Source organism: Jiangella muralis (assembly GCF_001270745.1).
Taxonomy (GTDB): Bacteria; Actinomycetota; Actinomycetes; order Jiangellales; family Jiangellaceae; genus Jiangella; species Jiangella muralis.
In genome coordinates this window covers 1-14,464 of the sequence record NZ_KQ434751.1, presented here as the reverse complement: position 1 = coordinate 14,464, position 14,464 = coordinate 1, and the positions used below count along the sequence as shown (strand labels likewise).

Below are 14,464 nucleotides of genomic sequence, written 5' to 3'. Positions count from 1 at the left end.
ATCACCCTTGCGCATCCACGCGTCCGGCAGCAAAGTGGCCATCACCACATCTACGAACCGCGGCGGCGCAACGAGGCGCTGGGACCGCCGGGCCGCGCGTCGCCTGCGAGTCAGGAGGCTGGCCCATGGCGGCACGGCACCAGGCAGGAGAACAGTCCGACGCCGGAGGCGTACCTCCGGCCGACGGGGTGGACGTCCGCAACGTCGCCGTCGTCGGCCCGACGTCCTCCGGCAAGACCACGCTGGTCGAGGCCCTCCTCGTCGCGTCCGGGACGATCCACCGGGCCGGCCGGGTCGAGGACGGCACCACCGTGAGCGACCACGACGAGAGCGAGATCCGCCAGCAGCGGTCGGTCGGTCTCGCGCTCGCCCCGCTGCTGTACGAGCAGACGAAGATCAACCTGCTCGACACCCCCGGCTACGCCGATTTCGTCGGTGACCTCCGGGCCGGGCTGCGCGGCGCCGACTGCGCGCTGTTCGTCGTCTCGACCGCGGAACCGATCGACGGCACGACGCGGCTGCTCTGGGCCGAGTGCGAGGCGGTCCGCATGCCGCGCGTCGTCGTCCTCACCAAACTGGACCACCCCAGGTCCGACTACGCCGGCACGCTGGCCGCGATCCGCGACGGCTTCGGCGACCAGGTGCTCCCCCTCTACCTGCCCAGCGGGACCGATGCGCTGGTCGGCCTGCTCAGCGAGCGGGTCTTCACGTACGACGGCGGCCGGCGCGCCGAGCGAGACCCGTCGGACGACGAGGCCGCGCTGCTGGAGGAGGCCCGCGGCGAGCTGATCGAGGGCATCATCGAGGAGTCCGAGGACGAGACACTGATGGAGCGCTACCTCGCCGGCGAGCACATCGAGCTGAAGGTGCTGGTCGACGACCTCGAACGGGCGGTCGCGCGGGCGTCGTTCCATCCGGTGATCCCGGTGTGCGCCGCGTCCGGCCTGGGCACGCAGGAACTGCTGGAGGTCATCGCGGGCGGCTTCCCCTCCCCCGCCGAGCACCCGCTGCCCGAGGTCACGACGCTGGACGGCACGCCCCGCGACGGCATCACCGCCGACCCGGCCGGCCCGCTGCTGGCCGAGGTCGTCAAGACCACGTCAGACCCGTACGTCGGCCGGGTCAGCCTGGTCCGGGTGTTCTCCGGCACGCTGCGCCCCGACGCGACGGTGCACGTCTCCGGCCACTTCCTGGCCGACCGCGGGCACGACGAGCACGACGAGGACGAGCGCGTCGGCGCGCTGTCCTGCCCGCTCGGGAAGACGCAGCGGCCGGTGGCCGAGGCGCATGCCGGCGACATCGTCGCCATCGCCAAGCTGTCCCGCGCCGAGACCGGCGACACGCTGTCGGCGAAGGACGATCCGCTGCTCATGCGGCCGTGGACGATGCCCGAGCCGCTGCTGCCGTTCGCGATCGTCCCGTCCGCGAAGGCCGACGAGGACAAGCTGGTCCAGGGGCTGGCCCGGCTGGTGGCCGAGGACCCGACGCTGCGGGTGGAGAACAACGGCGAGACGCACCAGCTGGTGCTCTGGACCATGGGCGAGGCGCACGCCGACCTCGTCCTCGACCGGCTGCGCACCCGCCACGGCGTCAACATCGACACCGTCGCGCTGCGGGTGCCGTTGCGCGAGACGCTGGCCGGCAAGGCGAACGGCCGCGGCCGGCACGTCAAGCAGTCCGGCGGCCACGGCCAGTACGCCGTCTGCGAGATCGTGGTCGAGCCGCTCCCCGAGGGCGGCGGCTTCGAGTTCGTCGACAAGGTCGTCGGCGGTTCGGTGCCGCGCCAGTTCATCCCGTCGGTGGAGAAGGGCGTGCGTGCGCAGATGGAGCGCGGCACCGTCGCCGGCTACCCGATGGTCGACATCAGGGTGACGCTGCACGACGGCAAGGCGCACAGCGTCGATTCGTCCGACATGGCATTCCAGACGGCCGGCGGCCTGGCGCTGCGCGAGGCGGCGTCCGCGGCCGGGGTGAACCTGCTGGAGCCGGTCGACGAGATCTCCGTCATGGTCCCGGACGACTACGTGGGCGCCGTCATGGGCGACCTCGCCGGTCGGCGCGGCCGGGTGCTGGGCACCGACACGGTGGGTTCCGGGCGCACGGTCGTGCGGGCCCACGTGCCGCAGACGGAGATCGTCCGGTACGCGATCGACCTGCGCGCCATGAGCCACGGCACCGGCACCTTCACCCGCCGCTACTCCCGCTACGAGCCGATGCCGCACAACCTCGCCGCCAAGGTGACGGCGGACCGACCCTAGTTCCGTGATCTGCTTGATCGTGTCGGCGTCTCGTCGGCGACGTCGGCCGTCGCGGGTGCGCCGTTGGTCGTCCCCGATGCCCGAGGTGTGCCCCAACTGCCCCCGTCCCCTGAGAGGTGCCCGGAGACGCACCCCTCAGGTCGTGGTCGCCCGGCGGACGAAGTCGGCGAGGTCGGCGCTCTGGCGCAGGCGACTGGGCTCGTGCACGTACATCATGTGGCCGGCCTCGTAGTACCGGCGCTCGATGTTCCCCTGCAGCTCAGCCGGGATGTTCAGGTGCGCGAGGTCGTCCTCGGCGCAGGAGAAGGGGGTGGCGCCGTCGTAGTAGCCGAAGGCGACGTGGAGGCGCAGGTGCGGGTTCTGCCGCATGGCCCGGGAGAGGCGGTCGAGCACCGACACCGACGCGTTCTCGAACTCCTTGTAGCTCCACTTGCCGATGACGTCGCGGCCGAACACATGGAACGGCGAGGTGTCCTCGATGCCGAGCTCGGCGCGGGCGTAGTGCTGGTACGCCGTCGCGTACGGGCCGAGGATCGCGTCCATGGACGGGTCGGCGTCCATGCCGTCGGCGATACCGTCGCCGGCCGGGCCGGTGAAGCGGGAGTCGAGGCGGCCGACGCTCAGGCCGTCGGTGCGGCGCAGTTCGGTGAAGTAGCGCCAGTGCTCCAGCCGCAGGCCGGCGCGGTCGACGTAGTCCTCGCCGACGCCGGTGATGCGGGCCAGCGTCGCGACGGCGTCGGCGCGCTCCTGGTCGCTCAGGCGGGACCCGCGGGCCAGCACGTAGAGGTAGTCGCGGCCGGCGTACTCCTCGGCCTCGGCGACGACGTCGCGCAGCTCCCGGCCCGCGTGCCTGCCGTGGTAGTGGGCGGTCGCGGCGTAGAACGGCAGGAACCGCGCGTAGGCGGTGTCGTTGCCCTCCGTGAAGTCGTGGGCGCCGAAGTTGAGGACGCAGGAGATCAGCATGAGCCCGTTGAGGTACATGCCGGAGCCCTGCAGGTGCTGGGCCAGCGCCGCCGCGCGGGTGGTGCCGTAGGACTCCCCCGCCAGCAGCTTCGGCGAGAGCCAGCGGCCCTCGGCGGTGACCCACTGGCGGATGATCTCGCCGACCGACTCGATGTCCGCGGTGAACCCGTGGAAGTCGCCGGCCTTCTCGCCGTCGACCACGCGGGAGCGCCCGGTGGAGACGGGGTCGATGAAGACGAGGTCGCTGACGGTGAGCAGCGACTCCGGGTTGTCGGCGAGCCCGTACGGCGGCGGGGCCAGCTCGCCGGCGTCGCCCATGACGACGCGGCGCGGCCCCAGCACGCCGAGGTGCAGCCACACGCTGGCCGAGCCCGGGCCGCCGTTGAAGGCGAAGGTCACCGGGCGGGTGCCGGGGGCGGCGTCGTCGAGCGTGTACGCCGTCAGGCCGACCTGGGCGCGCGGCCGGCGGCCCTTCCACACGTCGTCCTCGACCTTGTCCTCCCACAGCACGACCCGGCCGGCCTTGGCCGTGTAGTGCAGCGGGCCGTCCGGGATGTCGAGGACGTGGTGAGTGACGACCAGCTCGTCCTCGAGATGCGGGACGTCGTCGTCCTTGGGTTTGGGCTTCGGTTCGGGGTCGCTCACAGCCGCCGACCCTATCGGCGCGGGTCGATTCGCCGCCTCACCGGCCTTGGCGGCTGCGGACGAAGGGGGTGTGCAGGTGCGCGGTGGCCAGCACCGCGTCCGCCCGCTCCGCGCGCCGCAGCAGCGCCCGCCGGGTCGCGCGCGCCGTCGCCTGGTCGTTCTCCAGCGCGTAGGCGACACCGGGGTCGGCCAGTTGGACGGCGTGGACCAGCACGTCTCCGGTGATGATCACCTCGTCGCGGGGCCCGCCGACCACCACTGACTGGTGCCCGACAGTGTGCCCGGGCGTCGGCACGGCCAGCACCCGCTCGCCCCGGCGGCCGGCCGGCAGCCGGGCCGCACCGCGCACCTGGTGCAGCTGACCGGTCCGCAGCAGCGGCTCGACCACGTAGCCCCACACGACGCTGCCGGGGTCGCCGGCGAGATGGTCGACCTCGTCGCGCTGCACCAGGTAGCGGGCGTCGGGGAACATCGGCGTCCCGTCCGGCCCGACGGCCCAGCCGACGTGGTCCTCGTGCAGGTGCGTCATCACCACGAGGTCGACGTCGCCGGCGGCGATGCCCGCCTCGGTGAGTGCCCGGGGCAGCCGGCCCGGCACCGGCGCCCAGCCCGACGCCGGGCTGCCGGCCGGTCCGACGCCGCTGTCCACCAGCATCACCCGGCCCGACGGGCGGCGGACGGCGTAGCAGTGGAAGTCGAGGTGCCAGCGGCCGTCGTCGCCGAACGCGGCCGGGTCGATCGCCCGGGCCGCCGCCCAGTCGGTGTCGGTGGCGTCGGGGAACATCTCCGTCCAGGCGGCGGGGAACGGCCCGGACGCGTCCAGCAGGGCGATCACCTCCAGCCCGCCGACCTGGTGGCGGGCCGCGGACGAGACCCGCCGGCCGGCCGGGCCCGCGCTCGCCGTCACGTGTGCGGCCGCCGCCGTCAGCCCGGCGCCGAGCGCGGCGACGACGAACGGGCGCCGGCCGATGCCGTGCCGTGCGGCCGGCGAGCCCGGCGCGGTGGGGTCGGACATGGTGCCTCCCTGGTCCGTGGGTGGTGGCGTTGCCGTGGCAAAGTCGACCAGGCGGGCCGATGGCCTGGCCAATGATTCGACGATCATCGAAAGCCGAGGTGCCTGCGCGTGCTCGGGATCTCGCTCGACGCGCCCCGCCTGGCCCTGACCAGGTTCGCGCTGCCCAAGCTGGCCGAGCTGCTGAACGCCGTCGAGGTCCTCGTCCACCCGGGCCGGGCGCCGTACGCCCGGCACTGGGTGGCCGACACGGCGCGCCTGGTCGACCGCGACCGCATCGGCGTCCTGCTCGCGCTGGCCGAGGAGGCCACCTGGTACGTCCCGGACTTCCTCGCTCCCGTGCCGGCCGCGTACGAGTCCAGCCTCGACGACGAGCTGCATGCGGTGGCGACGGCCCCGGCCGGTCGCGTCCAGCGGGAGCTCGCGCTCGCCTACCGGCTGGACCCGCCGCCGCAGCCGGACCCGTTCGCGCAGCTCAGCGGCGTCTTGGGCGAGCCTCGCCGAGCGCTCCCCGCGCCCGTCGCCTCCGTCCTCGAGCGGCAGGGCGTGGACGGGCTCTGCCGGTGTCTGGCCCGGCAGCTCGAGTGGTTCTGGCACGCCGCGCTCGCGCCGCTGTGGCCGTCGGTGCGTGCCGTGAACGACGCGGACGTGCGTGAGCACGCGTTCGAGGCGGCCGGCCGCGGCATCGGTTCCGTCGTGGAGCTGCTGGACCCGCGGCTGAGCTGGGACGGCGCGCGGGTCGTCCTCCCCCGGCCGTTCGACCTGACGTTCGAGCCGTCCGGCGGCGTGGTGCTGGTGCCGTCGGCGTTCCTGCCCCACCCGGCGGTCTGGCACGGCTGGAGCGGCACCGCGATGCTCGGGTACCCGGCGCTGCGCCAGGGGCAGGTCTGGGCGGGCTCGGACGCGCCGGCGCGTGCGGCGCGGCTGTTCGGCGACGGCTGGGCCCGGCTGCTGTCCGACCTCGGCGTCGCCCGTACCACCAGCGAGCTCGCCGCCCGCCAGCGGCTGGCGCCGTCGACGGTCTCGTACCACCTCGCCCGGCTGCACCGCACCGGCCTGGTACGGCGTCGCCGGCAGGGCCGGCGGGTGCTCTACGAACGGACCGAGCGGGCCACGGAGACCATGAAGGCGCTCGGTCTCGCGGACGACTAGGGCGGACTACTCGGGCCAGGCGGCGGCGAGCAGCGCCCGGGTGTCGGCCAGCAGCTGCGGCATGATCTTGGTGTTGTCGAGCACCGTCATGAAGTTGGCGTCGCCGCTCCACCGCGGCACGACGTGCTGGTGCAGGTGCGACGAGAGCGACCCGCCAGCCACGCCGCCGAGGTTGAGGCCGACGTTGAAGCCCTGCGGGCGTGACGCCGTTTTCACCGCGCGGACGGCGTCCTGCGTCATCGACGTCAGCTCCCGCGACTCGTCGTCGGTGAGCGTCTCGAACTCGCCGGTGTGCCGGTACGGGACGACCATGAGGTGGCCCGGGTTGTACGGATGCAGGTTCAGCACCGCGTAGGCCGTGTCACCGCGCCGCAGGATCAGCCCGTCCTCGTCGGACTTGCGCGGGATCTCGCAGAACGGGCAGCCGTCGCCGTCGCGTCCGTTGCCCGGCTCGCCGGTGATGTACGCCATGCGGTACGGCGTCCACAGCCGTTCCAGGCGGTCGGCCTCCGGCACCGGTCAGACCTGCACGCGGCGGCGGACGGCGTCGACGATCTCGGCGACCGCGTCGTCGACCGGCACGCCGTTCTTCTGGCTGCCGTCGCGGTAGCGGAACGAGACCGCGTCCTTCGCGACGTCGTCGTCGCCCGCGATCAGCATGAACGGGATCTTCTGCTTCTGCGCGTTGCGGATCTTCTTCTGCATGCGGTCGTCGGAGTCGTCGACCTCGACCCGGATGCCCTGCTCGGCGAGCTTCGCCGCCACCGTCGCGAGGTACGGGACGTGCTCGTCGGAGATCGGGATGCCGACCGCCTGCACCGGCGCCAGCCAAGGCGGGAACGCGCCGGCGTAGTGCTCGACCAGCACGCCGATGAACCGCTCGATGGAGCCGAACTTCGCCGAGTGGATCATGACCGGCTGCTGCCGGGTGCCGTCGGCGGCCTGGTACTCCAGCTCGAACCGGGCCGGCTGGTTGAAGTCGAGCTGGATGGTCGACATCTGCCAGGTGCGGCCGATGGCGTCGCGCGTCTGCACGGAGATCTTGGGGCCGTAGTAGGCGGCGCCGCCCGGGTCGGGGACCAGCTCGAGGCCGGACGCCACGCCGACCTCCTCGAGCGTGCGGGTGGCCTGCTCCCACTGCTCGTCGGTGCCGATGAACTTGTCGGACTCGGGGTCGCGTGTGGACAGCTCGAGGTAGTAGTCGTCGAGACCGAAGTCCTTCAGCAGGCCGAGGACGAAGTTCAGCAGGTGCGTGATCTCGCCGGCGGCCTGCTCCTGGGTGACGTACGAGTGCGAGTCGTCCTGCGTCATGCCGCGCACCCGGGTGAGGCCGTGCACCACCCCGGACTTCTCGAACCGGTACACCGAGCCGAACTCGAACAGGCGCAGCGGCAGCTCACGGTAGGACCGGCCGCGGGAGCGGAAGATCAGGTTGTGCATGGGGCAGTTCATCGCCTTGAGGTAGTACGAGCTGCCCTCCAGCTCCATGGGCGGGAACATGCCGTCGGCGTAGTAGGGCAGGTGCCCGGAGGTCTCGAACAGGCCCTGCTTGGAGATGTGCGGCGTGCCGACGTACTGGAAGCCCTCCTCCAGGTGCCGGCGGCGGACGTAGTCCTCCATCTCGCGCTTGATGACGCCGCCCTTGGGGTGGAACACCGGCAGGCCGGAGCCCAACTCGTCGGGGAAGCTGAAGAGGTCGAGCTCGCGGCCCAGCTTGCGGTGGTCGCGCCGCTCGGCCTCGGCGAGGCGTTCGAGGTAGTCCTTGAGCGCGTCGCGGCTCTCCCAGGCGGTGCCGTAGATGCGCTGCAGCTGCGGGTTCTTCTCGCTGCCCCGCCAGTAGGCGGCGGCGACCCGCATGAGCTTGAACGCCGGGATGTTCCGCGTCGTCGGCAGGTGCGGGCCGCGGCAGAGGTCCTTCCAGGCCAGCTCGCCGTCGGGCTTGACGTTGTCGTAGATGGTCAGCTCGGCGCCGCCGACCTCGGCGGACGCGCCCTCGGCGGCCTGCTCGGCGGCGCCGCCCTTGAGGCCGATCAGCTCCAGCTTGTACGGCTCGGCGGCCAGCTCTTCGCGGGCGTCGTCGTCGCTGACCGGGCGGCGGACGAACGACTGCCGCTCCTTGACGATCTGCTGCATCCGCTTCTCGATGCTCTTGAGGTCGTCGGGGGTGAACGGCTCGGGGACGTCGAAGTCGTAGTAGAAGCCGTTCTCGACCGGCGGGCCGATGCCGAGCTTGGCCGCGGGGTACAGCTGCTGCACCGCCTGCGCCATGACGTGCGCCGCCGAGTGCCGCAGGATGTCGCGGCCGTCGCGGCTGTCGATGGCCACCGGCTCGACCTCGTCGCCGTCGGCCAGCACCTGGGCGAGGTCGACCAGCGCGCCGCCGACGCGAGCGGCGACCACCGCGGCGTCGTCGGCGAACAGCTCGGCCGCCGTCGTGCCCGCATCGACCTGTCGCTCGCTTCCGGCGACGACGACACGGATCTGTTCGGACACGACGTGCTCCTTGGTGTGGGGGTTCTGGCCGGGGTCGATGGTAGCGGTTAGAGGCGGGCCGTGATCGCGTGCGCCAGACGTTCGGGCGCGCCCGGCGACGTGGCCAGGAACAGGCTCGGCTCGGTGAGTTCGACCTCGAGGATGACGGGCGTGCCGTCGGGACCCGGAATGGTGTCGACGCGGGCGTACAGCAGGGTGTCGCTGCCCGGGATGGCGTCGAGGGTGCGGCGGGCCAGCTCGCGCTCGGCGTCCGTCGGCTCGCGCGGCTCGATCTGCTCGCTCCACAGCGGCTCGCCGTCGCGGAGGTCGGGCCCGTCGAGCAGGGCGCCCTTGCGGATGGCGTGGCTGAACGCGCCGCCGATGTGCAGCATGGCGGTCTCGCCGGCGGTGTCGACGGCGCTGAGGTACGGCTGCAGCATGACGGTGGACCCGCGCGCCAGCAGCTTCTCGACCTGCGCGACGGCGAGCGCGCGCTGGGCGTCGTCGGCGAGGTCGTAGCGGCCGGTGTCGGCCGAGCCCGCGCTGACCGACGGCTTGACGACGTACTCGCCGCTCTCGGGCAGCTCGGCGGCGTCGCCGGGCGCCAGCCAGGTGGTGGGGACGACCGGCAGGCCGGCGGCGGCCAGCTCGCGCAGGTACACCTTGTCGGTGTTCCACTCGACCACCTTCGCCGGGTTCAGCAGCCGCGGCACGGTGTGCGTCCAGGCCAGGAACTGCTCGCGGCGGCGCGCGTAGTCCCACGGGTTGCGCAGCACGACGAGGTCGAACGCCGTCCAGTCGACGGCGGGGTCGTCCCACACCGGCGTCTCGACCTCGACGCCGAGCGCGCGCAGCGGCTCGACCGCCAGCTGGTCGTCGGTGTCGAGCTCGGGCAACTCGGCGCAGGTGACCAGGGCAACACGAGGCATGGGCGGTTCCTTCCGGTGTCTTCGCAGGCGACAGCGCCGACGATACCCGTCGATACTGACACCGCTCACTCGTCGGCGCGGCCGGCTCCCAACGCGTCATGAGCGGCCGCCACGGCGTCCTCCTCGGCCCGCTCCCCCAGCGGCCCGCCGGTCTCCCCGTCGACCAGATAGAAGACGTCGATCGCCTCGGACCCGAGCGTCCCGACGACGGCCGACCGCACCTCCACGCCCGGCGCGCCTGGCCTGCCCTGCGCGCCCTGCGCGCTCAGCGCCGTCGCGAGGCGGTGCAGCAGGCCGGGCTCGTCGTGCGCGCGCACCTCCAGCACCGTCGCGTCCGCCGACACGTCGCGCAGCAGCTCCACCCGTGGCCGGGCATGCTGGATGACCCGCCCCCCCCGCCACTCGGCCGCGCGGGCCGCCAGCCGGGCGGTCAGGTCCAGGTGACCGGCCAGCGCCCGGGCGACGTCTTCGCGCAACCGCACCCCGTCCGGCCCCTCGCCGCGACGTGCCACCACCCGCCACACCTGCACGACGGCGTCGCCGGCGGTGTGGGCACGGGCCGACCGGACGTCGAGCCGGTGCAGCGCCAGCACCCCCGCGACGACGCCCAGCACCCGCGGCTCTCGCGCCGCGACGACCGTGACCGTGGCCAGCCCGGCCCCGTCGCCATCCGGCGGTGTCACCTCGACCGTCAGGCCGGCCCGATCGCCGTTCCCGTCCGCCGGCCTCACCTGGGCCGCCAGCCCGGCCCCGTCGCCATCCGGCGGCGTCATCTCGACTGCCAGCCCGGCCCCGTCGCCGTCCGCCGGCCTCACCTGGGCCGCCAGCCCGGCCCCGTCGCCGTCCGGCGGCGTCATCTCGACTGCCAGCCCGGCCCGATCGCCGTCCGCCGGCGCGAGCTCGTCCGCGTGCGCCGTGGTAAGTATGACCCGCCCCTCTAGGGAGGGTGCCCACCCTACGGGCGGGCACCGACAGACTCCCGCCGACGCCGACGCCGCCACCAGCGACTCCACCGCCGACGCCGCTGCTCCGCCGGCCAGGGCACGCCGGGTCCGCTCGACGAGGTCGCCGACCAGGCGGGAGCGCAGCGACGTCCATGCGACCGGCCCCGCCGCCGTCGCGTCCGCCTCGGTCAGGCCGGCGAGCAGGTCCAGGAACTCCGGCGTCTCGACGGCATCGACCACCGTCGCGAGGGTCGCCGGGTCGTCCGGGTCGCGGCGGGTGGCCATCTCCGGCAGCAGCAGGTGGTGCCGGACCAGCCGGCCCAGCAGCGCACCGTCGCCGGACGGCAGCCCGACCCGGCGGCCGAGCTCTACGGCGATCGGCTCACCCGCCACCGAATGGTCGCCGTGCACCCCCTTGCCGAGGTCGTGCACGAGCGCCGCGAGCAGCAGCAGGTCCGGCCGCGTCACCCGGCGGGTCAGCCGAGACGCGACGACCGCGGTCTCGACGAGGTGGCGGTCGACGGTGTGCCGGTGGACGGGGGTGCGCGTGGCGCGGTACCGGATCCGCTCCCACTCGGGGAACCACCGCACGACCAGCCCGGCCGCCTCCAGCGCGTCCCACACCGCCACGATCCCCGGCCCAGCGCCCAGCAGGCTGACCAGTGCGTCCAGCGCCGCGGGCGGCCACGGCGAGGGCAACGGCGGGCACTCGGCGGCCAGCCGGGCCAGCGTCTGCGGCCCCAGCACCAGCCCGGCCTGCGCCGCCGCGGCGGCCGCGCGCAACGGCAGGACGGGATCACGGACGGGGTCGGCGGACCGGGCCAGCACGGCCTCGCCGTCGTACTCGTCGACGCCGTCGGCGAGGGGGCGGCGGACCAGGGGCCGGCGCCGTCCGCGGCGGCGCAGCCCGGCCAGCGTCCGCTCGACGTCGCGCCAGGTGACGTCGGAGGCATAGGCGATGCTGCGGCCGGCCTCGGCGACGCGGCGCAGCAACGCGTCGGCGTCCGGGAGGCCGAGCGCGACGGCGACGTCGTCCTGGTTCTCGAACAGCAACCGGTCCTGCCGCCGCCCGGTCGTGCGGTGCAGCGCGTCGCGGACGGTCAGCAGCCACTGCCGGGCGAGATCGACGCCGGCGGTGCGGGGGCGGTCGGCGATCCAGGACGCCGTGACGGCCCGCAGCGCCAGCGTGTCGCGCAACCCGCCGTAGGCCTGGACGAGGTCCGGCTCCAGCAGGTGCGCCAGCTCGCCCACGCTCGCCGCCCGCGAGCGGCACATCGCAGCCAGTTCCGGCAGCCGGACGGCGGCCTGCTTGCGCCAGCCGTCGCGGACGCCGGCCCGCAGTTCGTCCGTCAGCCCCTCGTCGCCGGCCACGTGCCGGGCGTCGATGAGCCCCAGCGCCACCTTGAGGTCGCCGGCCGCGACGGAGAGCGCCTCGCCGGGCGTGCGGACCGAGTGGTCCAGCGCCAGCCCGGCGTCCCACACCGGGTAGAACACGGCGTCGGCGACGGCGGCCGGGTCGCCGCGGCCGGTGACCAGCAGCAGCACGTCGAGGTCGCTGCCGGGCAGCAGCTCGCGCCGTCCGTACCCGCCGACGGCCACGAGCGCGAAGCCCTGCCGCGCGGCGGCCGGGACGTCGGCGAACAGCCGGGCCAGCCAGCCGTCGGCCAGCTCGGACAGCGTCGCGGCCCGCTGCGCCGCGCCGAGGCGGTCGTCGTCGACGATCGCCCGGCGCAGCGCGACGAACCGGTCGGTGGTGGCGCTCAGAGCGCGTCCGGCCCGGTCTCCCCGGTGCGGACGCGGATGACCGCCTCGGCCGGCGTGACCCAGATCTTGCCGTCGCCGATCTTGCCGGTCCGGGCCGCCTCGGCGACGACCCCCAGTACCTGGTCGACGTCGAAGTCGTCGACCAGCACCTCCAGCCGCACCTTCGGGACGAGGTCGACGGTGTACTCCGCACCCCGGTAGACCTCGGTGTGGCCCTTCTGCCGGCCGTAGCCGCTGGCCTCGGTGACGGTCATGCCGTTGACGCCGAACGCCTCCAGCGCCTTGCGGACCTCGTCCAGCTTGAACGGCTTGATGACGGCGGTGACGAGTTTCATGAGGTCATGCTCCCTGGGTGGAGTCGACGCGGGCGGGTGCGGGCGCGGGCACGCCGCGGGTGGGGCCGGCCGACGTCGAGGTGAGCTCGTAGCCGGTCTCGAGGTGGCTGTTCAGGTCGATGCCGTCGACCTCCTCCTCCTCGCTGACCCGGAACCCGAGCGTCCGGTCGATGACCTTCCCCAGCGCGTAGGCGACGACGAAGGAGAACACGATCACGGCCGCGGCCGCCACCGCCTGCCGCCACAGCAGGTCGACGCCGCCACCGTAGAACAGGCCCTCGGGGCCGCCGGTGAAGTCGGCCGACGCGAGCAGGCCGATCATCAGCGTGCCGACGACACCGCCCACCAGGTGCACCGCGACCACGTCGAGCGAGTCGTCGTACCCGAACCGGTACTTCAGCCCGACGCACAGCGCGCACACCGCGCCCGCGACGACGCCGATGACGATCGCGCCGATCGGGCTGACGAACGCGCAGGCCGGCGTGATGGCGACGAGACCGGCGATGGCGCCGGACGCCGCACCGAGCGTCGTCGAATGCTTCTGCTTCACGACGTCGACCAGCAGCCAGCCCAGCACCGCGGCCGCCGTCGCCACCAGCGTGTTCACGAACGCCGCCGACGCCAGCCCGTTGGCGCCCAGCGCCGAGCCCGCGTTGAACCCGAACCAGCCGAACCACAGCAGCCCGGCGCCCAGCAGCACGAACGGCAGGTTGTGCGGCCGCATCGGCTGCTTCGGCCAGCCCACCCGCTTGCCCAGGACCAGCGCCAGCGCGAAGCCCGCCGCGCCCGCGTTGATGTGCACGACCGTGCCGCCGGCGAAGTCGAGCGCGCCCAGCTCGAAGATCCAGCCGCCGCCCCACACCCAGTTCGCCACCGGGAAGTACACGATGGTCACCCACAGCGGCACGAACAGCGCCCACCCCCGGAACGTCGCACGCTCCGCGACGGCGCCGCTGATCAGCGCGACGGTGATGATCGCGAACACCGCCTGGAACGCGACGAAGGCGAACTCCGGGATCGGAGCCGCGGCCATGCTGTCGACGCCCACGCCGTCCAGGCCGACCTTCCCCAGCCCGCCGATCAGGCCGCCGTTGCTGCCGTCGAACGCCAGCGAGTAGCCCCACAGCACCCAGATCACCGGCACGATCGCCAGGCAGAGGAAGCTCATCATGAGCATGTTGAGGACCGCCTTGGCGCGCACCATGCCGCCGTAGAAGAAGGCCAGTCCAGGGGTCATGAGCAGAACGAGGGCCGCGCTCGTGAGCACCCACGCGGTGTCGCCCGCGCTGAGTTCGGGCATCGTTGGCTCCTAGCCGAGTCGGAACGCCGGACCCGTTCACAGGCCGGCCACGTCCCTGTGATCGTGGCGATCCGTCGTTACTCGGGCGTGCGGCGACCATTACGGCCACGTGACATGCGCCACTCGCGCGTTACGAGTGCGTGAACGGAGCGGCTCAGCGGCCGGAGCCGACCCTGATCAGCTCGTCGAACGGCACGGAGTGCTGGTACGTGTAGCCGGCGCGCAGGATGGTGGCCTCGTTCAGGTGGCGGCCGACCAGTTGCATGCCGACCGGGAGGCCGTCGGAGCGTCCGCAGGGGATGGTGATGGCTGGGTGGCCGGTGTAGTTGAACGGGAGGGTGTTGCGCAGGCCGGGCAGGCCCATGGCGCGGTCGTCGTTGCCTTCGGCCCACGTCAGGAGTGCCGGGAAGTCCGGCCGTTCGCGATAGGCCGGTGCCGTGGTCAGGCAGGTCGGCATGAGGAGGACGTCGACGTCGGTGAGCGCGCGGTCGTATGCCGCGACGAAGGTGCCGCGGACGTTCTGTGCCCGCGCGTAGAGGCGGCCCTCGAGGTTGCGGGCGCTGAACTCGCCGATCAGGCGCTGCAGCCGGCGCTCCGGATACAGTTCGGCGTCCTTGCGCCAGGTGCGGTCGAGCGCGGCGGCCAGCGATGGCGGGTAGTAGGTCTGCCCGAGCGCGGAGATGCCGGCCT

The 14,464-nt window shown here is 73.4% G+C and carries 11 protein-coding genes; 2 read left to right on the top strand and 9 right to left on the bottom strand.

Translation table 11 applies throughout. The annotated features are described in order from the left end of the window. Positions 1 to 125 precede the first annotated feature (125 nt). On the top strand, positions 126 to 2,258 hold the full coding sequence (locus ACW62_RS00055) for an elongation factor G-like protein EF-G2 (RefSeq protein ID WP_053202053.1): 2,133 nt from the start codon (positions 126 to 128) through the stop codon (positions 2,256 to 2,258). A 135-nt stretch (positions 2,259 to 2,393) separates the two neighbouring features. Here ACW62_RS00055 and ACW62_RS00050 read toward each other — a convergent pair whose 3' ends face one another. Together ACW62_RS00050 and ACW62_RS00045 are read right to left on the bottom strand one after the other, a co-directional pair. After that, positions 2,394 to 3,866 (bottom strand): S10 family peptidase, encoded by a 1,473-nt coding sequence (locus ACW62_RS00050; RefSeq protein ID WP_053202052.1) that lies wholly within the window; start codon positions 3,864 to 3,866, stop codon positions 2,394 to 2,396. Positions 3,867 to 3,903: 37 nt separating this feature from the next. Then, positions 3,904 to 4,881, bottom strand: a complete 978-nt coding sequence (locus tag ACW62_RS00045) for an MBL fold metallo-hydrolase (RefSeq protein ID WP_083458944.1) — start codon at positions 4,879 to 4,881, stop codon at positions 3,904 to 3,906. A gap of 108 nt (positions 4,882 to 4,989) precedes the next feature. Between ACW62_RS00045 and ACW62_RS00040 the strand changes: the two genes are divergently transcribed. Further along, complete coding sequence (locus ACW62_RS00040) at positions 4,990 to 6,030, top strand: ArsR family transcriptional regulator (RefSeq protein ID WP_053202051.1); 1,041 nt, start codon at positions 4,990 to 4,992, stop codon at positions 6,028 to 6,030. 6 nt (positions 6,031 to 6,036) lie between these two features. Here the strand turns inward: ACW62_RS00040 and ACW62_RS00035 are convergent, their stop codons facing one another. From ACW62_RS00035 to ACW62_RS00005, 7 genes are all read right to left on the bottom strand, one after another. Further along, positions 6,037 to 6,501 (bottom strand): HIT family protein, encoded by a 465-nt coding sequence (locus tag ACW62_RS00035; RefSeq protein WP_083459087.1) that lies wholly within the window; start codon positions 6,499 to 6,501, stop codon positions 6,037 to 6,039. 48 nt (positions 6,502 to 6,549) lie between these two features. After that, the gene (thrS, locus tag ACW62_RS00030) at positions 6,550 to 8,523 is read right to left on the bottom strand and encodes a threonine--tRNA ligase (RefSeq protein WP_053202049.1); all 1,974 of its coding nucleotides are present in this window, start codon (positions 8,521 to 8,523) and stop codon (positions 6,550 to 6,552) included. Positions 8,524 to 8,570: 47 nt separating this feature from the next. Then, positions 8,571 to 9,431 carry an ATP-grasp domain-containing protein gene (locus ACW62_RS35570; protein WP_053202048.1) on the bottom strand — a complete coding sequence of 287 codons (861 nt, stop codon included), beginning with the start codon at positions 9,429 to 9,431 and terminating at the stop codon, positions 8,571 to 8,573. A gap of 65 nt (positions 9,432 to 9,496) precedes the next feature. Further along, positions 9,497 to 12,139, bottom strand: a complete 2,643-nt coding sequence (locus ACW62_RS00020; RefSeq protein WP_083458942.1) for a [protein-PII] uridylyltransferase — start codon at positions 12,137 to 12,139, stop codon at positions 9,497 to 9,499. Continuing rightward, positions 12,136 to 12,474 carry a P-II family nitrogen regulator gene (locus ACW62_RS00015; protein WP_053202047.1) on the bottom strand — a complete coding sequence of 113 codons (339 nt, stop codon included), beginning with the start codon at positions 12,472 to 12,474 and terminating at the stop codon, positions 12,136 to 12,138. Before ACW62_RS00015 ends, ACW62_RS00020 begins: the two co-directional genes overlap by 4 nt. Positions 12,475 to 12,478: 4 nt before the next feature. Beyond that, a complete protein-coding gene (locus tag ACW62_RS00010) occupies positions 12,479 to 13,774 on the bottom strand; it encodes an ammonium transporter (RefSeq protein WP_053202046.1) in 1,296 nt (431 codons plus the stop codon). A gap of 154 nt (positions 13,775 to 13,928) precedes the next feature. Continuing rightward, on the bottom strand, positions 13,929 to 14,464 hold a 536-nt coding region (locus ACW62_RS00005), incomplete at its 5' end, for an amidase family protein (protein WP_240477184.1).

Excerpts from the sequence above, each read along its gene's own strand:
- ACW62_RS00045 (WP_083458944.1), bottom strand. The coding sequence starts at position 4,881 with ATGTCCGACCCCACCGCGCCGGGCTCGCCGGCCGCACGGCACGGCATC.
- ACW62_RS00010 (WP_053202046.1), bottom strand. The coding sequence starts at position 13,774 with ATGCCCGAACTCAGCGCGGGCGACACCGCGTGGGTGCTCACGAGCGCG.
- ACW62_RS35570 (WP_053202048.1), bottom strand. The coding sequence starts at position 9,431 with ATGCCTCGTGTTGCCCTGGTCACCTGCGCCGAGTTGCCCGAGCTCGAC.
- ACW62_RS00055 (WP_053202053.1), top strand. The coding sequence starts at position 126 with ATGGCGGCACGGCACCAGGCAGGAGAACAGTCCGACGCCGGAGGCGTA.
- ACW62_RS00015 (WP_053202047.1), bottom strand. The coding sequence starts at position 12,474 with ATGAAACTCGTCACCGCCGTCATCAAGCCGTTCAAGCTGGACGAGGTC.
- ACW62_RS00035 (WP_083459087.1), bottom strand. The coding sequence starts at position 6,501 with ATGGCGTACATCACCGGCGAGCCGGGCAACGGACGCGACGGCGACGGC.